The 24,681-nt window shown below is 67.3% G+C and carries 23 protein-coding genes and 1 pseudogene; 2 read left to right on the top strand and 22 right to left on the bottom strand.

From position 1 onward, the window contains the following. Window positions 1-81 precede the first annotated feature (81 nt). The 16 genes and pseudogenes from yfkAB to ACZ45O_RS17310 all read right to left on the bottom strand — a co-directional run bounded on the left by yfkAB (window position 82) and on the right by ACZ45O_RS17310 (window position 16,966). Window positions 82-1,191, bottom strand: a complete 1,110-nt coding sequence (gene yfkAB / locus ACZ45O_RS17385; RefSeq protein ID WP_464854726.1) for a radical SAM/CxCxxxxC motif protein YfkAB — start codon at window positions 1,189-1,191, stop codon at window positions 82-84. 92 nt (window positions 1,192-1,283) lie between these two features. Next, entirely contained in the window at window positions 1,284-1,916 is a 633-nt protein-coding gene (locus ACZ45O_RS17380) for a glycerol-3-phosphate responsive antiterminator (RefSeq protein ID WP_464854725.1), read from the bottom strand. A gap of 22 nt (window positions 1,917-1,938) precedes the next feature. Beyond that, window positions 1,939-2,253, bottom strand: a pseudogene (locus ACZ45O_RS17375) (arsenate reductase family protein); the annotation flags it as partial. Between the two features lie 132 nt (window positions 2,254-2,385). Further along, window positions 2,386-3,096, bottom strand: coding sequence for a CoA-transferase subunit beta (locus ACZ45O_RS17370; protein ID WP_464854723.1), 711 nt, complete (start codon window positions 3,094-3,096; stop codon window positions 2,386-2,388). Then, the gene (locus tag ACZ45O_RS17365; protein ID WP_464854721.1) at window positions 3,096-3,917 is read right to left on the bottom strand and encodes a CoA transferase subunit A; all 822 of its coding nucleotides are present in this window, start codon (window positions 3,915-3,917) and stop codon (window positions 3,096-3,098) included. Before ACZ45O_RS17365 ends, ACZ45O_RS17370 begins: the two co-directional genes overlap by 1 nt. 93 nt (window positions 3,918-4,010) lie before the next feature. Beyond that, the gene (locus tag ACZ45O_RS17360; protein ID WP_464854720.1) at window positions 4,011-5,348 is read right to left on the bottom strand and encodes a CoA-disulfide reductase; all 1,338 of its coding nucleotides are present in this window, start codon (window positions 5,346-5,348) and stop codon (window positions 4,011-4,013) included. A 125-nt stretch (window positions 5,349-5,473) separates the two neighbouring features. Then, a complete protein-coding gene (locus ACZ45O_RS17355) occupies window positions 5,474-6,829 on the bottom strand; it encodes a GntP family permease (RefSeq protein WP_464854719.1) in 1,356 nt (451 codons plus the stop codon). A gap of 147 nt (window positions 6,830-6,976) precedes the next feature. Then, window positions 6,977-8,635 (bottom strand): dihydroxy-acid dehydratase, encoded by a 1,659-nt coding sequence (ilvD, locus tag ACZ45O_RS17350; protein WP_464854718.1) that lies wholly within the window; start codon window positions 8,633-8,635, stop codon window positions 6,977-6,979. 49 nt (window positions 8,636-8,684) lie between these two features. After that, window positions 8,685-9,698, bottom strand: coding sequence for a 4-hydroxy-2-oxovalerate aldolase (dmpG, locus tag ACZ45O_RS17345; RefSeq protein WP_464854716.1), 1,014 nt, complete (start codon window positions 9,696-9,698; stop codon window positions 8,685-8,687). Continuing rightward, window positions 9,695-10,591, bottom strand: coding sequence for an acetaldehyde dehydrogenase (acetylating) (locus ACZ45O_RS17340; RefSeq protein ID WP_464854715.1), 897 nt, complete (start codon window positions 10,589-10,591; stop codon window positions 9,695-9,697). The genes dmpG and ACZ45O_RS17340 overlap by 4 nt, the downstream gene beginning before the upstream one ends. A gap of 47 nt (window positions 10,592-10,638) precedes the next feature. Beyond that, window positions 10,639-11,424: a 2-keto-4-pentenoate hydratase gene (locus ACZ45O_RS17335; protein WP_464854714.1), complete on the bottom strand. Its 786-nt coding sequence runs from the start codon at window positions 11,422-11,424 to the stop codon at window positions 10,639-10,641. A 94-nt stretch (window positions 11,425-11,518) separates the two neighbouring features. After that, window positions 11,519-12,304: an IclR family transcriptional regulator gene (locus tag ACZ45O_RS17330; protein WP_464854712.1), complete on the bottom strand. Its 786-nt coding sequence runs from the start codon at window positions 12,302-12,304 to the stop codon at window positions 11,519-11,521. A 233-nt stretch (window positions 12,305-12,537) separates the two neighbouring features. Next, on the bottom strand, window positions 12,538-12,951 hold the full coding sequence (locus ACZ45O_RS17325; protein ID WP_464854710.1) for a threonine/serine exporter family protein: 414 nt from the start codon (window positions 12,949-12,951) through the stop codon (window positions 12,538-12,540). Further along, entirely contained in the window at window positions 12,948-13,712 is a 765-nt protein-coding gene (locus ACZ45O_RS17320; RefSeq protein ID WP_464854708.1) for a threonine/serine exporter family protein, read from the bottom strand. Before ACZ45O_RS17320 ends, ACZ45O_RS17325 begins: the two co-directional genes overlap by 4 nt. 126 nt (window positions 13,713-13,838) lie before the next feature. Then, a complete protein-coding gene (locus ACZ45O_RS17315) occupies window positions 13,839-14,813 on the bottom strand; it encodes an MBL fold metallo-hydrolase (protein ID WP_464854707.1) in 975 nt (324 codons plus the stop codon). A gap of 65 nt (window positions 14,814-14,878) precedes the next feature. Beyond that, window positions 14,879-16,966, bottom strand: coding sequence for a heterodisulfide reductase-related iron-sulfur binding cluster (locus ACZ45O_RS17310; RefSeq protein WP_464854705.1), 2,088 nt, complete (start codon window positions 16,964-16,966; stop codon window positions 14,879-14,881). Window positions 16,967-17,747: 781 nt separating this feature from the next. On the opposite strand from ACZ45O_RS17310, the gene ACZ45O_RS17305 reads away from it, so the two are divergent. Further along, window positions 17,748-18,080 carry a hypothetical protein gene (locus ACZ45O_RS17305; RefSeq protein WP_464854703.1) on the top strand — a complete coding sequence of 111 codons (333 nt, stop codon included), beginning with the start codon at window positions 17,748-17,750 and terminating at the stop codon, window positions 18,078-18,080. Here the strand turns inward: ACZ45O_RS17305 and ACZ45O_RS17300 are convergent. The 3 genes from ACZ45O_RS17300 to ACZ45O_RS17290 all read right to left on the bottom strand — a co-directional run bounded on the left by ACZ45O_RS17300 (window position 18,043) and on the right by ACZ45O_RS17290 (window position 21,128). Continuing rightward, complete coding sequence (locus ACZ45O_RS17300; RefSeq protein ID WP_464857823.1) at window positions 18,043-18,852, bottom strand: PrsW family glutamic-type intramembrane protease; 810 nt, start codon at window positions 18,850-18,852, stop codon at window positions 18,043-18,045. The genes ACZ45O_RS17305 and ACZ45O_RS17300 overlap by 38 nt on opposite strands. Before the next feature lie 197 nt (window positions 18,853-19,049). Next, entirely contained in the window at window positions 19,050-19,370 is a 321-nt protein-coding gene (locus ACZ45O_RS17295) for an SCP2 sterol-binding domain-containing protein (protein WP_464854701.1), read from the bottom strand. A gap of 81 nt (window positions 19,371-19,451) precedes the next feature. Then, window positions 19,452-21,128: a long-chain-fatty-acid--CoA ligase gene (locus tag ACZ45O_RS17290; RefSeq protein WP_464854700.1), complete on the bottom strand. Its 1,677-nt coding sequence runs from the start codon at window positions 21,126-21,128 to the stop codon at window positions 19,452-19,454. 183 nt (window positions 21,129-21,311) lie between these two features. Between ACZ45O_RS17290 and ACZ45O_RS17285 the strand changes: the two genes are divergently transcribed. Further along, window positions 21,312-21,539, top strand: coding sequence for a phosphopantetheine-binding protein (locus tag ACZ45O_RS17285; protein ID WP_464854698.1), 228 nt, complete (start codon window positions 21,312-21,314; stop codon window positions 21,537-21,539). A 77-nt stretch (window positions 21,540-21,616) separates the two neighbouring features. Here ACZ45O_RS17285 and gabT read toward each other — a convergent pair whose 3' ends face one another. From gabT to ACZ45O_RS17270, 3 genes are all read right to left on the bottom strand, one after another. Beyond that, entirely contained in the window at window positions 21,617-22,990 is a 1,374-nt protein-coding gene (gabT, locus tag ACZ45O_RS17280; protein ID WP_464854697.1) for a 4-aminobutyrate--2-oxoglutarate transaminase, read from the bottom strand. 145 nt (window positions 22,991-23,135) lie between these two features. Next, complete coding sequence (locus tag ACZ45O_RS17275) at window positions 23,136-24,239, bottom strand: DUF3825 domain-containing protein (protein WP_464854695.1); 1,104 nt, start codon at window positions 24,237-24,239, stop codon at window positions 23,136-23,138. 95 nt (window positions 24,240-24,334) lie between these two features. Then, window positions 24,335-24,679 carry a DUF2512 family protein gene (locus tag ACZ45O_RS17270; RefSeq protein WP_464854693.1) on the bottom strand — a complete coding sequence of 115 codons (345 nt, stop codon included), beginning with the start codon at window positions 24,677-24,679 and terminating at the stop codon, window positions 24,335-24,337. Between the last annotated feature and the right edge of the window lie 2 nt (window positions 24,680-24,681).

Here is a 24,681-nt window from a genome sequence, read left to right as displayed (position 1 = left end):
GCAGGCGCCCGCCGGGGCGCACCGCGAAAGAGAGGCCGGGGGTTCTCCATGAACCCCCGGCCTCGTGCGCGCTCGCCCTTCTCAGGTTCCCGCCTGCAGGACCGCCCGCCGGCGGCGGAAATCCACGTCCGCATGGTACATCTCGGCCACCAGCAGGTTGGGGCCGGTGCAGCCCACCTCGGGGCAGTGGCAGTTCAGCGGCTGGAAGCGCGGATGCTGCTGCCAGCGGCGGAACGCATCCTCCAGCCGGTCGGTGCGGACGTCACCCAGCGGAGGCATCCCGCCGAAATCCGTCACCCGGATGGCCCCGGTGAACAGATCCACGTTGACCCGATTCTTGCCGTCCGGGCAGTTGCGCACCGATACGTTCGGCGCCGCCGCGATCGCCCGGAGCAGGGCCTGGTCTTCCGGCAGCGGACTGCACGGCAGGAAGGGGAAGGTGCCGAAGAGCACCCACAGGTCCGGATCCCGCTCCTGCAGGAAGCGCACCACCGCCTGCCGGAAGGCCGCAAGCGGCAGGACGGGCAGGTCGGCCGCCCAGTCCACCGGGTACATGGGATGCACCTCGTGCCGCCGGCAGCCGATCTCCGCCAGGAACCGGTTCATCGCCCCCAGGTGTTCGGCGGTCTCCAGGTTGACCATCGTCTCCGCAGAGACGAACCGCCCCTGCGCCGCCAGGGCCCGGGCATTCTCGATGATGCGCCGGAACAGCTTCCGGGAGGCGGCCGGCGACGCGCCCTCCCGCCCGTGCCCCCACACGGTGCGGTGGAAGTGCCCTTCGTCCCGGTAGTTCCAGGTGATATGGAACACATCGACCCACGGGGCGATCTCCTCGTAGCGCCCCAGGTCGAAGGTCAGGTTGGTGTTCACCTGCGTCTGCAGCCCCCTCCGCTTCGCGTACTGAAGCAGGGGCGTGACCCACGAGCGGAGCACCTCGGCGGAGCCGCTCAGCTCGCCGCCGGTGAGGCTCAGGGTCGTGAGCGTCTCCACCTCGTCCAGCCGCCGCAGAATCAGGTCCAGCGGCAGCCGCTCGGGGTCCCTGGCCACCAGCGACTCCCCCACGGCGCAGTGGCGGCAGCGCAGGTTGCACCAGTTGGTCACGGTCAGCTCGACGCTGGTGAGCCGGAAGCGCCCCTCCCGAAGGCCGCGCCGCGGCTCCCAGGGGTCTGAGAGCAGTCCCCACTCCCCCACGTACACATTCCCCCATTGCCACATGAGTCGGCGGACCCGCAGGGGCCCGCCTTACGCATATGTTCGCCGATGCGACTTCAATCCCCGGGCGTTCACGGCTCCTGCTGCAGGGCCGCGAAGAACTCCTGCGGATCGGCGCTCCACAGGTCGGCGCTGCTGGTGGACACGCCGCTCGCGCCGGCCTGCAGCGCCCGCCCCACCTCCCTGGGGCTGCGCACCAGGCCCCCGGCGATGATCACGGTGTGCGGAAGCTGGCTGCGAATGGCCTGCACCGCCCGGGGGATGATGCCCGGCAGCACCTCCACCACCTCGGCGCGGCTGGACCGGGCCGCATCGATGCCCGTGGTCAGCGACTGCGAGTCGAGCAGGAAGAGCCGCTGCAGCGGCGTCAGCCCCAGCCGCCGGGCCGTCTGGATCAGGCCGGTGCGGGTCGTGATCAGGCCGGCGGGCCGGGCGACCCGGGCCAGGTATTCCACGGCCTCCTCGTCGCGGCCGAGTCCTCCGACGAAATCGAGGTGGATGAACAGCAGCTTGCCCGCCGCTGCCGCCGCCTCGCCCACCTCGCCCAGCCGCCCGAGGCTGGTCGAGAGCAGGAACACGGTGCGGCAGCGCGACCTCAGGGCCTCGTCCAGCCGCCGCTCGTCCCGCACCGCTGCGATCACCGGATGCGCCTTCAGCGCCTCGGCCAGCAGAGATGCGCCCCTGCTGCGCCGCCGCTCCGCCACGGCCATCAACTCGCTTTCGTCGTCATTCGGCTCCGCCCAGGAGCTCCTCCAGACCGGCGGCGTCGTACCCCACCACCACCTGGTCTCCCCGCACCACCACCGGCCGGCGCCAGAGGCCCGGCTCGGCCGCCAGCAGGTCGACCAGCTCCTCGTCGCTCAGCTCGCGCTCCGCCAGCCCCAGCTCCCTATACCGACGGCTGCGGGTGGAAAGCAGGTCCCGCACGCCCCCGGGGAGGCGGTCCGCCAGCCACCGCACCTCCTCGGGCGAGGGCTTCTCCTTGAAGAACCGACGCTCGTTTACCGACACCGGCTTCGTCTCAAGCAACTGCTTGGCCTTCTTGCACGACGTTCACGTGGGATAGGTAAAGAAAGTCACCTCGGGTTTCGTTGCGGACATGGCAATCACCCCCGAGGTGTATTCTTTCCACCCGAGCCGTATCGGCTCCTGCTCCACCTCCGCTTGCCGGGGCTACAGCTCCTGATCCCGGGCGCGGTCCGGATCGATCCGCTCCAGCCACGCCATCTCCTCGGCCGTCGGCGGCGGCGTCACCGGGTACTCCCGGGTGGGGATGGGGAAGCCCGTGTTCTCCTGCACCTCCGCCAGCGAACTGGTCGCGTGGATGGACTCCAGCTGCAGCTCACCATCCACCCGGCGGAAGACGCAGAGCGGCGTGACGACCACGTCGATGTTGCCGGTGGCCGACACGAAGTCGACCTCCTCCACCAGCGCCTTGGTGTTGTGCTTGCCCCGCCAGACCAGCACCCGGCCGCAGGTCGGGGCGATGACGGCGCTGCCGGCGCCCCCGGGCAGACGGACCTTCGGCCTGTCGAATTCGCCGATGACGCTGGAGTTGATCCGCCCCCGCCGATCGATCTGCACGCCGCTCAGGAAGGCGACGCTCAGCCCGCCCCGCATGGAAAGATCGAAGATGTCGGTGAGGCCGAACAGCGAGGCGGTGCCGTCGAGCATGTTGGGTCCGTCCGTCGACGGCGCGAGGCGCGGGCTCGCGTTCACGCCGCCGGCGATGTTCACGTAAGTGACCGCGCGGCCGTGGGCCTTCTGGGCCAGAAGAATCGCTGCGGCCGGAATCGGGGAGGCCACGCCGTGAAAGGCGGTGTCGCCGTCCCGCAGCTCCCGGGCCAGGCAGACGACCATCTGGTCGGCAATCGTATACTGCATCAGCGGCTCACCCCCTCGTGCGCGGTGCGGGCGGCCATCTGCTCCAGGTACCGGCCCAACTCCTCGGGGCCAGTCACGGCCTGAAACGCCCTGACCTGCGCGTCATCGATGCCGTAGTGGCCCGCGCAGCTGCCGGGCGCCGCGCCGCCCGGCGCGTGGACCACGGCCTCCACCAGGAAGCCGGGGATGTCGGTCCGGTCCGGCTCGGCCTCGAACCGCGCGGTCTCCACGATGCGCTCAGCGGTGAGGATCACGCGCCTGGCCGCTTTCGCCATCAGCGCGTCCTCGTACTTGGGGCCGCCGATGCGCCCGTTGCCCAGCTCGTCCGCCTCCTGCACGTGCAGAATCGCCACGTCTGGGCGGATGGCCGGAATCGCCACAAACTCCCCTTCGCCGTAGGGGTTGGCCACCTTCTTGAACCCGCGGGCGGCGATCAGGTCGCTGCCGTCAAGGCCGCGCACCGGCAGAAACGGCAGTCCGTACACCGCGGCCCGAAGGCCCATGATCACGGTGTAACAGGCGTTCTCGCGCGCCTCCACCCGGCCCTCCTGCACCGCCCGCCTGAAGAACTGGCAGAGCCCGTAGGGCGGCTCGTAGGCGATGTAGCCAAACGTCACCGAGGCCACGGCGCCCGCCGCGCAGAGCAGGTCCACGTCCATGGCCCCGGCGGTTTTCACCAGGTGAAGACCCCTGCGCCCCTGCCGCGCCAGCTCCGCGGCGGCGGCCATGGGCGCCCGGTGCAGGACGTTGCCGCCGAGCGCGACGGTGTCGCCGTCGTTCACCCGGCCCATGGCCTCCTGCAGGGTCGTCAGCTTGCTCATTGTTTCACTCCCTCAACATGTTTGCGCACCGCCCGGCGCGTGCTTCGCAGGTCGCCCGCCCGTCAGCCCGGGTCGCCCGCCTGATTGCGAAGCTCACCGGGTCAGGGCGCTCATCGCGATATGGACGGCGTCCCACACCTGGGCAAACGGCGGTGCGTAGCCCAGATCCAGCAGGGCCGCCTCGTGCACCGTCATCCCGGAGGAGATGATGGTGGCGAACACGTTGGTCCGCAGCGCCGCGCCCCGCTTTCCTGCCAGGCAGGCGCCGATCAGCCGGTCGGTCCGGCGGTCCATGACCACCTTGATGCGAATCGGCTGCGAATCGGGGTAGTAGCGGGCATGGCTGCCCACCTCCACCACCGCCGTCTTCACAGGTATGCCGGCCTCCCGCGCCTCCTGCTCGGTGACGCCGGTCTTGCCCGCCTCCAGGTCGCAGACCCGCACGACCGACGTGCCCAGGGCACCGCCGAACTCCCGCTGTGCGCCGGTCAGATTCTCGCCGATGAGCCGGCCCTGCTTGTTGGCGTTCGTGCCCAGGGGAATGTAGACCGGGCGCTTCAGGATCATGTGCTCCACGGTGGCGCAGTCGCCGCCAGCCCACACGTCGGGCACCCCGGTTTCCATGCGCCGGTTGACGACGATGGCGCCGTTCTTCAGGAACCGGAAGCCGGGCACGTCACGCAGGAAGGCGGTGTTGGGCCGCACGCCCACCGCCAGCAGCACCAGGTCCGCCTTGTACTCGCCCCGCTGGGTACGGGCCCGCTGCACGCGCCCCTGCCCTTCCAGGGCCACCAGCGCCTCGTCGGTGTGCAGGGCGACGCCGTTGCGCCTCAGGGCCTCGGCGATCCACTCGCTGATCTCGGGCTCGTAGACCGGCAGGGCGCGGTCCTGCATCTCCAGGATCCGCACGCGCTTGCCCAGCCGGACGCACGCCTCGGCCACCTCCAGCCCGATGAAGCCGCTGCCGACGATCAGCACGTCCTCGACGTCAGGCTGAGCCAGCTGCTCCTTGATGTGCTCGGCATCGGGAATGGTCTTCAGCGTGACAACCCCGGGCAGGTCCACGCCGGGCAGCGCCGGCCGGATCGGCGACGCGCCGGTGGCGATGACCAGCTTGTCGTACGGGGCCGAGAAGGTCTCCCCGGTCTCCAGGTTCCGGACCGCCACGGTGCGCGCCGTCGGATCGACGCCGTAAACCTCGTGGCGCAGTCGCACGTCGATGCCCTGCATGCGGAACTGCTCGGCAGTGCGGATGCGCATCAGGTCGGCGTCCTCGTTCTCGCCCGAGATGAAGTAGGGCAGGCCGCACGCGCCGTACGAGACGTCCAGCCCCTTTTCGAACACGGTGATCCGGGCATCCCTGCACGTACGCCGCAGCTTGGAGGCGGCGCTCATCCCTGCCGCCACACCACCCACGATGACGACGTTCACTCGTCACAACCCCTTTCCGGCCCGCTCCAGCGGGGAAGGCGCCCAACCCGGTATCCGCGGGGGGCGCCGTCACCTGTGCGGGTTCTTGCGTCACTACCAGATTAACCTTAAGTGCCGGCTTGTTTCTACAGGAACAAGCTCAGCAGGAAGATGAAGACCAGGCTGATGACCGCCTCCAGGGCGCAGACGACGGTATAGGTCTTCAGGCCGCCCGAGGTGGTCAGGCCGGCAATCTTGGCCGTCACCCAGAAGCCGGAGTCGTTCAGGTGGCCGCCGAACAGGGTGCCGGAGAAGGCCGCCATGGCGACCCAGATCGGGCTGATGTCCATGGTGGGCACCGTAGGCGCCAGAATGGAGACGGCCGTGATCATGGCGACGGTGCCGGAGCCCTGGGCGATCTTCATCAGCGAGGCGATCAGCCAGGCCAGCAGGACCGGGTGGATGGAGACGTGCGACATGACGTCGGTGATCGCGCCGCCCACGCCCGAGGCGGTCAGCACGCTGCCCAGGGCGCCGCCGGCGCCGGTGATCAGCAGCACGACACCCGCATCGTTCAGCGACTTGCCGATGGACTTCTGAATCTGCTCCGAGGTCATGTTGCCGCGGGCCACCAGGATGGCGGCGAACACGCCCAGCAGCATGGCGACGGTCTTGTCGGAGAAGAAGGCGATCCAGTCCGGGGTGCTGCCCAGGACCGCGCTGGTCACGGTACCCATCAGGATCAGGACGATCGGCAGCAGGATGGGGAGCATGGCGGCGCCGAAGCTGGGCAGTTTGCCCTCGGAGACCACGGTGGCATCCTTGGCCTTCGCCTCGGTCTCCTTCTCGTTGTAGTTGGCATCCTCGTCAGTTTCGGGGTTCCAGAACTTCGGGTTGCCCAGGAAGAACTTGCCGTAGACCCACATGGCCAGCAGGAAGGTCGGCAGGCCGACGATGATGCCCCACATGATGGTGGTGCCCAGGTCGATGTTCAGGAGCTGCGCGCCGGTAAGCGGGCCGGGGGTCGGGGGGATGAAGGTGTGGGCGATGCCCAGACCGGCGACCAGTGCGCCGATGAAGTGAGGCAGGGTCTTGGCGGTCTTGGCCATGGCCCGGGCCAGCGGCGTCAGGATGACGTAGCCGACATCGTAGAAGACCGGAATCGAGACGATGAAGCCTGTAGCGCCCATGGCGTAGTCGGCCTTGTCCTTGCTGAACTTGCGCAGGATGGCGTTGGCGATGGCCTGCACGCCGCCGCTGTCGGCCACCAGCTGGCCGAGCATCACGCCGAAGCCCACCGAGAGGCCGATGCCGCTCATGAGGCTGCCGAAACCGCTGGTGATCTTGCCGATGGTCTCCACCGGCCCCAGCTGGGACGCCAGACCCATGTACACGGAACCGAGGACCAGCGAGATCACCGGGTTCAGCTTCAGCTTCAGGATCAGGAAGATGACCAGTGCAATCGTAATCAGCAGATTGACCATGATCAGCGTACTCGACATGCGGGTACCTCCTATACTAGGTCGATGGCTGGATCATGCAAAAGCTACCGGCACCGACGAGAAGCACGCTAACCCTGCCGGCCGGGGCGCCGCGAGCGGAACCCGCGGCGCACCGGCCGTTCCCCCTCTCCCCCGCTGGGTCCGGAACTACTTGACGACCGCGCCCTCGCTGGGCGAGCTGACCAGCTTGGCGTAGCGGGCCAGGTAGCCCTTCTTCACGTTGGGCTCCTTGGGCACCCACCGGGCACGCCGCTCGGCGATCTCCTCCTCCGTCAGCCGGACGTTCAGCTGGCGGTTGGGGATGTCGACGTCGATGATGTCGCCGTCCTCCACCAGGCCGATCAGGCCGCCGTCGCACGCCTCGGGGGTGACGTGGCCGATGCAGGCCCCACGGGTCGCACCCGAGAAGCGGCCGTCGGTGATCAGCGACACGCTGGTGCCCAGGCCGGCGCCCATCAGCGCAGCGGTCGCCGTCAGCATCTCCCGCATGCCGGGGCCGCCCCTGGGGCCCTCGTAGCGGATGACCACCACGTCATGCGGCTTGATCTCCCCGGCCAGGATGGCCTCGACCGCGTCCTCCTCCCGGTCGAACACCCGGGCCTTGCCGGTGTGCTTCAGCATGGAGGGGTCGCACGCGGACTGCTTCACGACCGCGCCGCCCGGGCAGAGGTTGCCCCGCAGCACGGCGATGCCGCCCTCGGCGTAGTACGGGTTCGAAATGGGCCGGACGACTTCGGGGTTCCGGTTCTTCACACCGGCGATGTTCTCGCGCATGGTCTGGCCGGTGACCGTCAGCACGTCCAGGTTGAAGAGGCCGGCCTCCGCCAGCTCGGCGATGACCACCTGGAGGCCGCCCGCGGCCAGCAGGTCCTGCAGATGGTACGGGCCGCCGGGGGCGAAGTTGCACAGGCGGGGCACCTTGCGGCTGATCTCGTCGAACATGTCCAGCGGGATCTCAAGCCCCAGCTCGTAGGCGATGGCGATCAGGTGCATGACGGTGTTGGTCGAGCCGCCCACCGCCATGTCCACCGCGATGGCGTTCTTGAACGCCTCCATGGTCAGGATCTGCGACGGCCGGATGTCGTTGTTGTACAGGTACATGATCTGCTCGCCGGCCTTCCGGGCCAGGGTCTTGCGCTTGGCGGAGGTGGCCGGAATCGTCGAGTTGAACGGCAGCCCCATGCCCAGGGCCTCGGTGAGGATGTTCATGGAATTGGCGGTGCCCATGAGCGAGCAGGCGCCGCAGCCGGGGCAGGCCGACTCCTCCAGCTCGTACAGGTCGTCCATGGTCCAGTGGCCGGCGGCGACGGCGCCCACCGCCTCGTAGATCTTGCCGCCGTCGACAATCTGCCCGCGGAAGTTGCCGGTGTCCTGCACGCCGCCGGCGATGACGATGGCCGGGATGTCCAGCCGGGCAGCGGCCATCAGGCAGCCGGGGGTGATCTTGTCGCAGTTGGTCAGCAGCACGAGGGCGTCGAGCTGGTGGCCCTCGGTCATGGCCTCGATGGAGTCGGCGATGAGCTCACGGGAGGCGAGCGGGTACCGCATGCCGGCGTGGCCCATGGCGATGCCGTCGCACAGGGCGATGACCGGGAACTCCACGGGGGTGCCGCCGGCGGCGGCGACGCCCAGCTTGATGTGGAACGCCAGGTCCCGCAGATGCACGTGGCCGGGGTTGACTTCGTTGAAGGAGTTGACGATACCGATGAGCGGCTTCTTCAGATCCTCGTTGGAGAGACCGGTGGCCTTGAGCAGGGACCGCTGGGTGGAGCGCTCGTAACCCTTCTTGACTACATCACTGCGCATTGACTGACTCCTCCCTCGATGATTGGTGCAAAGCCTCTGCGGCAAGTGATTACTGCTGCTTGGCCTTCTCCTGGAGCTCCAGCACGACGTCCAGAATGACGTCCTCCTGACCGCCGACGACCTTCCGCTTGCCCAGCTCCTCGAAGATCGCCCGGGCAGGCACGCCGCTCTTCTCGGAGGCGGCGAGCACCCTCTGGTAGAAGCTGGAGTAGATGCCCGTCATGCCCAGGACCAGCGCCTCGTTGGTGACCTCCAGCGGGCGGTTGATGAGGGGCCGCACGTACTTCTGGCCGGCCTCCGCCAGCTTGTACCAGTCCGCGCCGGTGGTGATGCCCGCCTTCTCCAGCACCGCGGCGATGTTCTGGGTCGAGGTGTTGCCGCAGCCGGCCCCCCAGCCCTCCAGCGCGCCGTCGACGAACTCTGCGCCGGCGTCGACCGCCGCGAGCGGGTTGGCAGTGCCGAGACCGAGGTTGTTGTGGCAGTGCACCCCGATGGGCAGGTGCGGCACCGCCCGCTGCACGGCCCGCACCCGGGCCTCGATGTCATAGGGCAGCATGGCGCCCGAGGAGTCGGCGATGTAGATGATGTCGGCCCCGTAGCTGGCGGCCATCTCGGCCTGCTCCGCCAGGGCTTCCGGCGTGGTCATGTGCGTCATCATGTGGAAGGCGGCAACCTCCATGCCGAGCTCCTTGCCCAGGCGGATGTGCTGCGCGCCCACGTCCACCTCGGTGCAGTGGACGGCGACCCGCACCATCCGCGCGCCGTGCTTGTAGGCCACCTTCAGGTCCTCCATCGTGCCGAGGCCCGGCACCAGCAGCACGCACAGCTTCGCATTCTTCAGGGCCTCCGCCGCGGCCGACAGCAGCTCCTCGTCGCTGTGCTTGGAGAGGCCGTACTGCAGCACCGAGCCGCCCACGCCGGCGCCGTGCCCGACGTCCACCGCGTAGACGCCGGCCTCGTCGAGCGCCTTGCAGATGTTGTACACGTGCTCAGGCGTGTACTGGTAGTTCATGGCGTGGCTGCCGTCGCGCAGCGTCGTGTCGATCAGCTTCACCGTTCTCATGCCAGCTCACCCCGCTCCCGCAAAAGCTTCTCGGCAAACATCTCGGCCATCTTGACCGCGGAGGCCGTCTCGATGTCCAGGTTGCCGGCGTACTTGGGCAGGAAGTCGCCCTGACCCTCCACGGTCACCGTGGTGGTGATCACGTCCCGGTCGATGACGGGGGCAACCGTCAACTCGTAACCGGGCACGTAGGTGCGGATCTGCGCGGCCATCTCCTCCACCGACGCCCGTACGTCCTCGATCTTGAAGTCCCGGTGCTTGGGAATGCCGAAGATCGTGTTCCGCATGGCCATCTGGGGCTTGGCCGGGTTGAAGATCGTCATGACCTTCGCCCGCTCCGCGCCGCCCAGCAGCCTGAGGGCCTTGGCCGTGGTCTGGGTGTACTCGTCGATGTTCGCCCGGGTGCCGGGGCCGGCGCTGTCGCTGGCCACGGTGGTGACCACTTCGGCGTACTCCAGCGGCACCACACGGTTGATGGCGTAGACGATCGGCGTGGTCGCCTGACCGCCGCAGGTGATGAGGTTGACGTTCTTCTCGTTCAGGCAGTCCTTCATGTTGACCATCGGCGTGGCGATCTTGCCGACCGCAGCCGGCGTCAGGTCGATGGCGATCTTGCCCAGCCGCTCCAGCGTCGGGGCGTTCACCTGCGCGTGGGCCTTGGCCGTCGTCGCATCGAAGACGATCTCGGCCAGGTCCGGATTCTGCACCAGGAACTCGATGCCATCGCTCGAAGTCGTAATGCCCAGCCCGGCGGCCCGCTTCAGACCGGCGGAGTTGGGGTCGATGCCGATCATGACCGACATCTCGAGAAGGGGACTGCGCATGACCTTGTACATCAGGTCCGTGCCGATGTTGCCCGGACCGATGATGCCTACCTTGATCCGCTTGCCCATCCTTGGTCCTCCTTGCTGTGACGTGTGCCGAAAAAACAAGCTGCGTGCTACTGGCCGAAGACGCTCACCCTGCCCAGGCGGTCGAAGACGGCCTCGACGTAATCACCCTTGCCGATCGGGAACACGGGGGTGAACGAGCCGGACATGATGACCTCGCCCTTCCTGAGCGGGGAGCCGAGCTCGTACATCTTGTTGGCCAGCCAGACGACGGCGTGAACGGGGTTTCCGAAGACCGTGGCGCCGGTCGCCGACTCCATCAGCTTCCCGTTCTTGAAAATCGAGAGGCCGATGTAACGCAGATCGAAGTCGGCCAGGGGCTTCATGACCCCGCCGAGGATGATCCTCGCGTTCCCCGCCTGGTCGGCGATGGTGTCGGGAACCGTCACCCGCCAGTCCTCGAACCGGGTGTCCACGATCTCGATCGCCGGCATGATGCCCTCGGTGGCGCGCACCACGTCGGCGGCCGTAACGCCGGGCTTGTCCAGATCGCCCTTCAGGACGAAGGCGATCTCGGCCTCAACCATGGGGCTGTACAGCTTGTCGATCTCCAGCGGCTCATGCTCCATGAGCACGCAGTCCTCGAAGAGCACCCCGTAGTCGGGTTCGTCCACGTTGAACTGCCGGCGCAGCTTCTCGCTGGTGAAGCCGATCTTCTTGCCGATGATCGCGTGCCCCTGGGCGAGCTTCTGCTCTACGAGGGCCTGCTGGATCTGGTAAGCGACCGCAGTGTCGTACCCCTCGAAGCGCTCCGAGAAGGGCCGGATCGGCGTGGCCGTGGCCTGCGCCTGCAGCAGCTGTGCGGCCAGTTCGCTGACCGGAGGCAGCTTCTCCAAGGCGATACCTCCTTTCCGCATACCGGAAATGCTTTCCGACAATCGGTACAAGAAAAACGCCCTTCAGTGGGGCAACCCGTTCACACGACCTGGCTTACACCACCTCACGGGAAGAGCCCAGGTCCCGGCTGATCGCCGCTGCGGTATCCAGGATGTCAGAGACCAAGCGCTCCTCGTCGTAGACGAACCGGGCGATCGGAATCGAGATGCTGACGGCGCCGACGCACCGGTTGGCACTGTCGAACACCGGGGCGCCGAAGCAACGGAGCCCGATCTCCGACTCCTCGCTCTCCATGGCCCAGCCCTGCCTGCGTACCCGCTCGATCTCATCGACCAGCCGCACCTTCTCGGTAATGGTGTACTTGGTCAGCGGCACCAGCTCCAGCTGGTCCAGAACCCGCCGGAACTGTGCGGCGTCGTAGTAGAACGCCAGGAGGCACTTGCCCGCGGAAGTGGCGTACAGCTTGTGTGTCTCGCCGATGCTCGGCGTGTAGACGAGCCTGCGATCCGCATCCACCTTCTCGATGCAGAGCACTTCCATGTTCCGCTCGACGACCAGGTTGACGGTCTCGTTGTACTTCGCGAAGAGCTGCCGCAGGTGCGGGCGTGCGACCGAGCGCAGGGTCTCGAGGGTCTTGACCCGGGTTCCCAGAATGAACGTCTGGATGCCCAGCCGGTACCGGCCCGTGTCCGGGTTCTGCCAGATGTAGCCGAGCCCCTCGAGCGTGGCGAGGAAGCGGTGTGCAGTGCTGATCGGCAGACCAGTGCGCTCGCTGATCTCCGTGATCGACAACTCATCCCGCTTCAGGTCGAACAGCTGCAGAATCCGAAACGCACGCTCAACGGACTGCACCCACGCGTCCCGCCTCTTCTTCTGCACGGCCACCCCCCCTTTCGCGTACTCCTCTGGACGGTCGATGCGCCATCCTTCGAATTGATGAGCGCACCCCCATTCTAGGGGCGAAAGGAATTCCAGTCAACAGAAACCACTTCCGCAACGCGGAAAATCCACGAGAGTGAACCTTCCAGAATAGCGCCCCCGTGCCACAGTAAGCAAAAAGGCCCAGCGAACTGGGCCGAAAGGAGGTCCGACGCTGCCGCCAGGCCGGTCGCTCAGCTCCTCCAGTGGCGGAACATGACCGGCGGGATGGCCAGGCCTGCGGCGAGGATACCCGCGATCAAGAGGGCGCGCGCCAGCTGCCAGGCGCCCTCCGCCAGCTGGCTCTGCGACAGGAGGAGCATGCCCCGGTAGGCGATGATGCCGGGGACCAGCGGCAGGAGGCCCGGGATGACGAACAGGATGGCCGGCAGGTGCAGCCGGCGGGCCAGCAGTTCGGACACCACGCCCAGGGCGAGGGCGCCTGCGAACACCGCGGCCGGATCTGGCGCGCCGGCCCGCAGCGCGAGGTCGAAGCCCGCCCAGCCCGCCAGGCCGCAGAGGCCGGTCCAGAGGATGGCACGCCGGGGCGAGCGGAACGAGATCGCAATGGCCGCAGCGGTCACGAAGGCGAAGGGGTAGGTGATCACCACGTCACACCTCCCCCGACCAGGTAGAGCGCGGCGCCCACGCCGGCGGCCAGGGCCGTGACCTTTACGAAGGCCTCGAGCCCCCGGGCCGTGGCGCTGACCAGGTCCCCGGCGATGGCGTCGCGCAGGGCGTTGGTAAAGGCCAGGCCCGGCACCAGGATCATGATGCCGCCGGCCACCACCGGACCCACCGGCACGCCCAGCCAGCGGTGCAGCAGCGTGGCGCAGAAGACGGCGTTGGCACCGGCGATGAGGTCGGCCACGGCGTCGGGCAGCCCCAGCCACCGGCAGATGCGCTCGCCGCCCTGCACCACCAGGTTGGCGAAGAACGAGGGCACCACCGCGGGCAGGGTGCCGCCCACCAGCATGGTGCACGCGGCCGCGGCAAGGCCGCTGGCGGGAACGTCCAGCCAGCGGGGAAACGGCATCGGTTGCTCGCTGATCTCCCGGATAAGCCGGAGCGCCTCGGCGGGATCCTTCGGATCGGCGGCCAGCGAGCGGGAGAGCGCGTTTACGGCGCTGATGCGGTCGAGCGCGATGGTGCGGTTGCGCACCCGCCTGACCACCGTCGCCTCCTGGTCGGCCAGGCTGATGAAGATGCCCGTCGGCGTCGCGTAGATCTCGGGGTCGCCGACCCCGTACGCCCGGACGATACGGGAGACCGTATCCTCCACCCGGGCCACGTCGGCCCCGGACTGCAGCAGCACAACCCCGGCGGCTGCGGCTACCTGGAGAACGGCAGTGCTGGATCGAGAACCCACGGTCACTCACCTCAAAGCCATCGGATCCCGCTGCACCCCCGCCTGCCGCACCCCGCTTGCCGCACGCGCGCAGGCCGCACCCCCGCCTGTCGCGTGCGCCGGCCACGCCCCGCCTGCCGGGCCGCCTCAGATGACGGCCCTGTACCGGCTGTAGCCCGCTGTCCGCGAGTAGTGGGCCCGGCCCTGCACCACCAGCAGATCCAGGTGGGCCAGGACCTCGGACAGCGCGAGGAAGTGATCGAAACCCTTCACCTGCGGATAGAGTTCCCTGGTCAGCTCCCAGGGGCTGCGCCCGCCGCCCAGGCGCTGCAGCAGGCCGTCCAGCCGCCGGCTGTGTGTAACCCGGTAGCGCTCCACAACGGTGCGGTGATCCCTGATCACGTTCCCGTGACCAGGCAGCACCTCCGCCACATCCAGCGCGGCCGCCCGGTCCAGGGAGCGCAGGAACTGACCCAGCGTCAGGGCCCGGATGGGATCGTGCGGCACGGCGTCCGGGTGCCCGGGCAGGACCGGCTCCAGAATCGGGTTGGGCGTGATCCCGTCAAGGAGGTGGTCGCCGCCGATCAGCCGGCGGGAAGCCCGGTCGAGGAAGCCCGTGTGCCCCAGCGCATGGCCGGGCAGGTGGACGGCCTCCAGGCTGCCGCCGTCGAACTCGAAGAGCTGGCCGTCGGCGATCGGCTGCCAGCCCTGCAGGGGTACGACCAGCCGGCGGTTGAGGTGCCAGAAGCGCTCGATCAGGGCGAACCCGCCCTCATCGACCCCCGCCTCCGCCAGGATCCGGTCGCGGGTCTCCTGCCACCACGGCGCGATTTCGGCCTTGCCGGCCTCGTCGGGGTGGAGGTAGACCTCCGCGCCCGACTGCTCCTGCACCCAGCCCGCCAGGCCGCAGTGGTCGACGTGCGCGTGGGTGAGCAGCACCCGCCGGATGTCCCTGAGCTCCAGCCCCAGTCTCTTCAGGCCGTCTGCCAGGGCCGAGCGGCACTCCGGAGTGTTCAGCCCCGCATCGATCAGCGTAACCGGGTCACGGGGAACCACGTACACGTAAACCGGCCCCGGGTCCTCCCAGGGTGTTGGAAGCGCTATCTGATGAATCGGCAGCATCCGGGCAAAGACCCTCCCCCAATGGTGAGGCGCCGTGCCCCCCACGGCGCCTCCACACTGTGACTTTACTCCTTTTCGCCAGGCTGCGCAACGGTCGCCGCGGCCTCCGGCCCCCCGCCGGTCTCCACGGCCTGCAGCAGCATCTCGGCCAGGTCGAGCACCCGCACCTGCTCGCCGCTCTCCTCGGCGGCGACGCCGTCGGAGAGCATGGTCATGCAGAAGGGGCAGTTGGTGGCCACGGTGGCCGCGCCGGTGGCCAGGGCCTGCCGGCTCCGCTCCACGTTGACGCGGGTGCCGTGGCGCTCCTCCATCCACATCTGCGCGCCGCCGGCGCCGCAGCACATCGCGGTGCAGCCGTGGCGCTCCATCTCCCGCAGCTCCACCCCGGGCAGGGCGGCAAGCAGCTCCCGCGGGGCCTCGTACTCACCGCCGTACCGGCCCAGGTAGCACGAGTCGTGGTACGTGACGGTCTGGGCCAGCTCCCTCACCGGCTTCAGCCGCCCCTCCTTCACTAGCTGGTTCAGGAGCTGCACGTGGTGGATGACCTCCACCTCCAGCCCCATCTCCCGGTAGTCCTTGTCGAAGGTGTGGAAGCAGTGCGGGCAGTGGGTGATGATCTTCTTCACGCCGTAGCCCTGCAGCGTGGCGATGTTCTCCATGGCCAGCTGCTGGAAGAGCAGCTCGTTGCCGGCCCGCCGGGCGGCATCGCCGGTGCACCGCTCCTCGGGCCCGAGGATGGCGTAGGAGACCCCGGCCTGCTCCAGCAGCTGCACGATCGACCGGACGATCTTCTGCCCCCGCTGGTCAAACGCGCCGGCACACCCGGGCCAGAAGAGGTACTCGGCGTCGGGCTTGTCGGCCAGGAGCGGCACGTTCAGCCCCTCGGTCCACTGCGTGCGGGTGTGCGCGCCCATGCCCCACGGGTTCCCCTGGCGCTCCAGGTTCTTGAACGTCTGGTTCAGTTCCGCAGGGAACTCGCCCTGCAGCATCACCTGGTGGCGGCGCATCTCGACGATCTTGGGCACGTGCTCGATGAAGACCGGGCAGACCTCCATGCAGGCGCGGCAGGTGGTGCACGCCCACAGGGCCTCAGGGTCGACGACGGGCCCCACCACCTCAGACTCGAAGGGCTGCTCCGCGGGGCGCTCCCCCTTCATGGCCGCCAGGGTCAGCAGCGGCCCCCGCTCGTGCAGGTGGTGCTGCAGGTCGAGGATGAGCTTCTTGGGGTTGAGCGGCTTGCCCGTGAGGAACGCCGGGCAGTTCTCCTGGCAGCGGCCGCACTCGGTGCAGGCGTCAAGGTCCGCCAGGTCCTTCCACGTGAAGTCCCAGAGCGAGGCCGCCCCCAGAACAGGGTTCTCCGCCTCCAGGTCGGTGGTGGCCATGACGCCGGCCGGCCGCAGGTCAGAGAGGAAGATGTTCACCGGCCCGGTGATCAGGTGGATCATCTTCGAGTAGGGCAGGTACGCGATCAGCGTGAACGAGATGATCATGTGGAACCACCAGAGCACCCGGTGCAGGACCAGCAGGGCCTCCATGGAGAGGAAGGCCGCCAGCAGCCGCCCGTGGACCAGCCCGACCGGCGACCAGGCCGCCCAGGGATCGTCTGTGGCCACGATGCGGATGCCCTCCACCAGGAAGCCGGTCCACAGAATGAGCACCATGTGCAGGAGGAAGACCCAGTCGTCGAACATCGACGTGGGCTGGGACACACGGGAGAGCGCCCGCGGTCTGGTCAGGGAGCGCCGCACCCACGCGATCACCACGCCCACCAGGGCCAGGAGGCCGGCGATGTCCAGAATCAGCGACTGGAACCACAGGTAGAAGGCCCCCTGCATGATGCGGATGCGCAGGTCCTCGTGGACCATGACGACCAGTGTGCCGATGAAGAGGATGACAAATCCCCACGAGAACAGGATGTGGAACAGGCCGGCCACCCGGTTCTGCGAGAGCCGCCGCTGCAGGGCCGCGTGCTGCCATACGCGGCGCAGCCGCTCGCGGATCCGGTCCCACCGGACCTGCGGCGTGCCGATGAACCAGAGCCGGACGCGCTGCCACATGCCGTAGGCGAAGACCGCCACCGCGGCGATGAAGAACAGGTAGAGGATGAACCCGTACTCGATGTTCCAGTACACGGACCTGGTAGCCAACAACATTCTGCTGCCTCCCCCCGAATCGGGTCTCCTGCTGCTCCCCCACAAACTCGTGAATGAATAGCCATTCAGTCGTTCTCGATGTATTCGTCCCTCTCGGCAAAATCTCCTCTCAGCTCAACCTATTCTCTTTCTTTCACAAGCTGCAATAACCTCTCCTGCGATGGCGCCTCAAGCGCAAAGATCCGCCCCTGCAAGGAGCGGATCCGTATCCTTTTCCGGCCCGCCTTTTGAACCCTCTCGTACCCAGTGGTCTCCATTGAGGTAGATTGACTGGGCGAGAAACCAGTAAACGGCGTGCGGGAAGGGGGGGAATCGTTTGGAACTGAAGCACCTTGTCGAAAGGAGTCGGGCCGGTGATGTTGAGGCCTTCGAGCAACTCTACAACTCATTACGGATTTTGACGGTCCACGCGTGGTTCTCCAGTATCAGTTTGGAGAGGATTCCCTCACCCTTCAACAGTGGCGGACGGATCTCTACCACGAGCCATATGGACCTGCCGACTCTGCTGTGCACGTGCAGGTAGGCAGCCAGCTCGGGTGGACCTGGGAATACGCGCTAGGGGACGATTTGGTGCGCGCGTTGCTGTGGGAACAGCGGGGTTCACTTTCATCATCCACAGCACCACGTCACTAGATGTGCTGACCCAGGTAGCCAAAACGGTCGAAGTTCGCGAAGAGAGAGGAGAACCCTGAGGCTCTCCCCTCCGGCGTCGCGTTCTGCTCACATGGTTGCTCAACATGGCCGCCCCCCCTGCGACATAGCCTGTCTCGGGGGTGATCTCATGCGGGACCGGCTGTACCGGGCCGGCTATCCGGCGACCCCGGCCGGCTGGACGGGCTTCCTCTTCGCGGTCACGCTGGGCACGGCGCTGACGGCCGTCGCCACGGGGGTGGACGGGCTGGCGCTCGCCGGCCTGATCGCGCTTACCTGGCTGCTCAACCTGGCCACCGTTGACTGGGCGGTTCCCTGGCGGCTCGTCTGCCACGTCTTCGCCTGGGTTGCGCTCTACCGGGTCGTGCTGCCCGAGCGGGCGTGGTACCTGGTCGTGCCGGCCGCCCTGCTGCTGGCCGGCGGCGTCATCTGGGAACAGGAGCGCCGCGTACCGCAAGCCTGACCCCGCAGTTGGGGCAGTAGCGCGCGTCCTGGGGATACACCGCGCCGCAGTGCGGGCAGGGGGTGTCCGCCGCGACCAGCTGGTAGGCGGAGATCGGCCGGAACGGCGAGGCCTGCTGGGCGCGGCGCACCCGGGGCAGCAGCGTCACCCACAGGGCGACCACCGCGGCGTACATCAGGGCCGTGCCGAAGCCGTAGCGGATCAGGTCGGTCAGGCTCTCCAGGGCCATGTCCTGGTTCATGCTGCCCAGGTTGTAGAAGCCGTGGAGCAGGATGGGCAGGAGCCATCCTTCCAGCACGTGCAGCGCCTTCTCCCGCCGGGTGCGGGCAAACCGGGCGACGCCCAGGTGATAGCCCATGATCATCCCGACGATCACGTGCATGGGCACCGCGGTGGTCGTGCGCACCATCGCGGTCAGGAGGCCGGAGTAGATGTCGCCGCCCACGAACACGTAGAGGAGGTTCTCGGCGACGGCAAACCCCATGTGGGTCACGCCGAAGTAGACGATGCCGTCCATCACCTCGTCGAACTCCGACCGGCGCCAGCTCACGGCCCACGCGGCGATCCCCTTGCCGGTCTCCTCCGTGAGCGCCGCCACGACGAACGAGGTATAGACGGTGGACATGAAGCCGGTGAACGGGCTCACCTGGTCGAGGACGACCTCAACAAAGTAGACCGGAACCGTCACCAGCACGCCGGCCACGAAGGCGGCGCCGATGTACGTCCAGGGTTCCGGCTCGTACTTGTCGAGATGGCGGATGTACCAGAGCATGGCCACCGCCGGGGCCAGGGCGATCAGCAGGGCGAACAGGTGAATCAGGACGGGCCACCCCCTTCCGGGGCTGTCTCTTCTGTATACGTTAACCGTCAGGCAGATCCCTGCCCCCGCCGGCGCAGGCGGCGCATGGAAGCGCCCCCGGCCACGCGGCCGGGGGCGCTCAGTAGGCTCTCTGCGGAAGGGCGGGCCACTCAGGTGAGAAGCTGCTGGAGCTTCATGGCCTGGCCCATGTCGCCGCGGATCTTCAGCTTGCCCGCCATGAAGGCCGCCATCGGATTCAGCTTGCGCTCCAGCAGGGCAAAGAAGTCTGCGGTGGCGATGGTGATCGTGCAGCCGGGGTTCTCCGCCGGACCCTCGCCGATCTCGTACTTGCCGTTGTCGAACACGGCGTGGTACGTGCCCCCGCCCTCACCGGTCAGCTCGAACTGGTAGGTGGCCTTCAGGTTGGCGATCTTCTCCGGGTTCGCAGCGATGTGGGCCTTCAGTTTCTCCAGCAGTTCTGCGATCGTCATCGCGCTGGACTCCCCCTTCCTTCATCATGTGTCGCATGTGCCTGAGTCCTTCACTTCGCCAATCGTCGTGCAAATCTCCTGCTAATCCGCCACGGCCGCCTTCCGCTCACGGTCCGAAAGCGCCTTGCGCTCCTGCTCGGCCAGCACCCGTCGCAGCACCTTGCCCACCGTCGACTTGGGCAGCTCAGGCAGGAACTCCACCGCCTTCGGCCGCTTGTAGGCGGCCAGCCGCTCCCGGCAGAAGTCCAGGATCTCCTGCTCGGTCGCCTGCGCGCCGGGCTTCAGCACCACGAAGGCCTTCACCGTCTCGCCCCGGTAGGCGTCGGGCACGCCCACCGCGCAGGCCTCCAGCACCGCCGGGTGCTGGTAGAGCACCTCGTCGATCTCGCGCGGGTAGATGTTGAACCCGCCCGCAATGATCATGTCCTTCTTGCGGTCCACGATGTACAGGTACCCGTCGTCGTCCATCCGGCCGATGTCGCCCGTGTACAGCCAGCCGTCCCTGATGGTCTCGGCCGTCTCCTCCGGCCGGTTCCAGTAGCCCAGCATGACCTGCGGGCCCCGGATCAGGATCTCGCCCTCGCCGCCGGGCGGCAGGTCCTCACCGGTCTCCAGGTCCACAATGCGCACGTCGGTGCCGGGGTAGGGCAGCCCGACGCTGCCCGGAATCCGCTTGCCGATGCGCGGGTTGGCGTGCGTCACCGGCGAGGTCTCGGTAAGACCGTATCCCTCCATAATGGTCGCGCCGGTCACCTGCTCGAAGCGCCGGAGCAGGTCTACCGGCATGGCCGCGGCACCGGTGACGCAGAGCCGCAGCGAGCTCAGGTCGTACTTGTTCAGGTCGGGATGGTTCAGGAGGCCGATGTACATCGTGGGCACGCCGGGGAACATGGTCGGCCGGTACTTGGCGATGGTCTTCAGCAGGTCGCCGGCGTCAAAGCGCGGCACCAGCACCAGGGTGGAGCCCGAGGAGAGCCCCATGCCCACCGCCGCCGTGAAGCCGTAGGAGTGGAACATCGGCAGCACCGCCAGCACGGTGTGGTGCTGGTCGCCCATCTGCAGCCACTCCCGGATCTGCGCGACGTTGCTGGTCAGGTTGTAGTGCGAGAGCATGACGCCTTTGGAGACACCGGTCGTGCCGCCCGTGTAGAGCAGCACCGCCACGTCCTCCTTCGGGCTCACCGGCGCGATCTTCAGCCCCTCCTTGCTCTCCTGCAGCAGTTCCATGAAGTGGGCCGCCTCAGAGGCCGGAATGCGCGGCGGCTTGGCCTTCAGGCGGTAGAGGAAGTTGAGGGGGAAGTTGAGGTAGTCCTGCACGCCGGTCCAGATGTAGGCCTCCACCCCGCCGGCCTCGCGGACCTTCTGCCAGAACAGGTCCATTGTGATCATGATGCGGCAGCCCGAGTCCTTCACCTGGTAGGCGATCTCCCGGGCCACATACAGCGGGTTGAACTGAACCGGAATCGCGCCGATGCGCTGGCAGGCCACCGTGGCGATGACGTTCTGTGGGCAGTTGGGGAGAATGATACCCACCCGGTCCCCTTTTTGGATGCCGTACCGCCGTTGCAGCGCCGCCGCAAACCGGTCCGCCAGGTCCACCAGCTCGCCGTAACTGACTCGCTTGCCCATGAAGATGAGTGCCGTCCGATTCGGGTGCTGGGCCGCCCGCTCGAACAAAGCGTGGTATGCGGGAACCTCCGGGAACTCCAGGTCCCAGCGAACCCCCTGTGGATAGGCCTTGAGATACGGACGCTCCACGCGAAATGCCCCCCTTTGCCCGCCATTACCCAGAGACCGAGGCGGATTTGAACCATTGTAGCATGATTCCGATTTGGCCTCCAGGTAGAATATGCCGCATTTTTTCGGTATTTCTTTCGGGTCCCTGTCGAATATCCGCATGCAGGGCGGGGAGAATACGCCCCGGAGGTGCCACTGTAAGCCATGGATCTGAGACACGAAGCGCTGAAGCTCATCCGGGAGCAGGTGGGCGATCGTACCATCGGCCACTCCACCACCCTCACCGCCCTCGCCGAGGAGTACGAAACCAGCATGGAGGCCCTGGTCGAGGCGCTGGAGAGCGAGTTCGGGGTGGAGCTTTCTGAGGAACTCCTGATCGATGTGGAGACCGTCGGCGAGCTCTGTTCACTGGTCGCCCGGGCAGAGGAATGAGCACGGCGCAATGGAAAGAAGCCATCGAGACGGAGGGCAGGTACGCCTCGGGTCTCGATGGCTTCTCGCTTGCTCCTTCACTCGCCCCTGGCAATCTCCGCGCAGATCTGCGCGAGCACGTCGAGCGCCTCGTTCAGCTGCTCATCGGTGATCACCAGCGGAACCAGCATGCGCAGGGTGTTGCCGTAGATGCCGCACTTCACGGCGACGACCCCCCGCCGGCCCGCACGTGTCACCACTTCGCCCGCCTCGGCGGTGGCCGGCTCCCGGGTGGCCCGGTCGGTCACCAGCTCCACGCCGACCATCGCGCCCAGACCGCGGATCTCCCCGATCTGCAGCCGGGAGCCGGGGATGCTCTCGAGCTGCACGGCCAGGTCCTGGAAGCGGCGCCGCATCAGGTCGCCGATCTCCCGGGCCCGGCTGACGAGCCCCTCCTCCTCGATCACGTCGAGCACCGCGTTGGCCGCGGCGCAGGCCACGGGATTGCCCACGTAGGTGCCCCCGATGGTGGAGTCGCCCGGGGCGTCGATGACCTCGGCCCGGCCGATCACGCCGGAGAGCGGCATGCCCGCGGCCAGCGACTTGCCCACGCAGATCAGGTCGGGCACCAGGCCCAGCTGCTCACAGGCGAAGAAGGTGCCGGTGCGTCCGAAGCCGGACTGAATCTCGTCAGCGATGACCAGGAAGCCGTGCCGCTTCGCCAGCTGGCTCACCCGCGCCAGGAAGTCGGGGTGCAGCGGGACGAAGCCGCCCTCGCCCTGCACCGGCTCCAGGATGATGGCCGCGACCTCCTCCGGCGCCACCTGCGTGGTGAGCGCCCGCTCCAGGGCGTCGGCGCAGAAGCGCACGTACTCCGCCTCGCTCATCCCGGCCGGCCGCCGGTAGGTATATGGCGCAGGCACCCGGTAGATCTCGGGGGCGAAGGGGCCGAACCCCTCCTTGTAGGGCTTGACCTTGGACGTGAGGGCCATGGCCAGGTTCGTCCGCCCGTGGAAGGCGCCCTCCAGGGTGAGGATCGCCCGGCGGCCCGTGTACTTGCGGGCGATCTTCACGGCGTTCTCCACCGCCTCGGCGCCGGAGTTGAAAAAGCAGGCCTTCTTGGGGAAATCGCCAGGCGCCAGCGCGGCCAGCCGTTCGGCCAGCCGGATGTACGACTCGTACATGATCACCGAGAAGTCGGTATGGGTAAACCGCGCCGCGCTCTCCCGAATCGCCCCGACCACCTTGGGATGGGAGTGACCCACGTTCATGCAGCCCAGCCCGCCGGCCAGGTCGATGAACACGTTGCCGTCCACGTCGGTCACCAACGCCCCGCGGCCTTCCTGAATCGCCACGGGCACGTGGATGGAGAGGGCATTCGCAACCACCCGCTCCTTTCGGGCCATGAGCTCACGGGAGCGCGGGCCGGGAATCTCGGTCACCAGCCGTATGTGGCGCGTCGTCTGGGTCATTGGTGTGCCTCCTTTCACACGCATCCGGCGGTTATTCTATGCAAGAATGTATATTAGCTTCCGCCCCCACTGGTTCCTGCTTGCCCGGCCTGCCCCGGCATGCGAAAGGCCCCTCCGCTCCCGGAGGGGCCCTTTATGCACCGCGCTAGAACTTTTCGGGGCTGAGCCAGGTGGTGTCGGGCTTGGCGATGAGCCGTGCGTTCTGGTACGCCATGTCGAGCGTGAGGATCGTGTTGCCCCGGTACACATCGCCCATCTTCTGCAGCACCAGGGCGAAGTCGGGCGCCCCGCTGAACTCGCCCGAGAGATAGATGGGCATCAGGAACTGAATCTGTCCCATGTAATACTGCGGCACCACCAACTTGTAATTCCGCCTGGCCATGATGCGTGCGAACTCGATCGCCGCCTGGAACAGGGCGAAGATCTCGCTCTTTTTCCGATCCCGGTACTGGGCCGGAATGCGGTCAAAGTTGTCATCAATGATGTGGATATCGTCGGTGTTGATCTCCAGATCGGGGTCGAAGATCACATCGGTGATCTTGTCAAAGAACGTGGCCATCTGGGGTTTCTGATTCTTGAAGATTTCCAGCACCGCACGGTCGTTCTCCAGCACGGGGCGGGCGTTGATCACCCGCTGCGGATACTCCGGATCCGCCTCGCCCAGCACGTAGATTTCTTTGAAATATACGTTGATGAGCCCCGTGTTGAAAAGCAGTTTGTTCTCCTCCCGCAAGATGCGCCCCAGCTGTTTCAGCCGCTCGTACGTCTTCTCCACGTACGATTTCAGGATCGGGTGCTGCTGCTTTGACTGGTACTGGCTGTAGCTCCACCGCTCGGGAATGGCCAGGGACGCGAGCTCCTCCAGGAAGCGCGCGCCGTCGTTCCACGTGCGGAAATAGAGGTCGCCGATGACGAACCCATCCCGGCGGGCCGCCTGGAAGAACAGGCCGAACCAAGGCTGCCGGTTCGGATTCTTGTTGAGGATGCACTTGGCCGAGATCTCCTCGCCCGTCGGCGTGGTGTGGCCGGTCGGGAAGAGGACGGCGTCGGCCTGGGCGCGGTCTTCCACCGGCTGCTCCCCCCGCAGGTAGGAGAACAGCCCCTCGCTGGCGGCACGGTCGAGCGCCCCCTCGAGGTCCGACGCGAGCTGGTCGAGGGGCCGGTGGGGCTCACCCATCATGTTGGCCAGGTAGCGCAGCGCCTTCTCCCTCACATCGAGGGGCAGGTATGTGAACTCCTCCAGCCGCAAGTATCATACATCCTTTCTATTCAGACGGATGCTGGCAAGTCATAGTCTTGTATTTTCCGCATCACTTGTCGAATACCTGTCGAATCCGCCGACATTCACCCTTCCAGCAGGCGGTTTTCCGTCAAGTGGTAGTGAAACCAAGCTTCAAAGAGCACGGCCAGGCCCACCGCTCCCAGCAGCCCCCCAAACCGCAGGGCGGCGCCCATCGCCCGCAGCATGAGCAGCGAACCCAGGAGCAGCGCGGCGGCGTCGGTAGCCAGCGCCGACGTGCGGCCAAACCGCGGGAGCACCGTCAGGTCGCCCAGCCAGAGCACGAGGGTGTGAACGGCCGCCATCATCAGCGACTGGGAAAAGGCCTTGTGCCCCTGCACGGGCAGGGCGAGCGTGAAAATCAGGATGTACGCAGCCAGCTTCAGGCAGAGCGCGTTCACGTGACGCACGG

It is taken from the genome of Symbiobacterium turbinis, from assembly GCF_055383075.1.
This window is presented reverse-complemented; position numbering and strand designations above follow the sequence as displayed.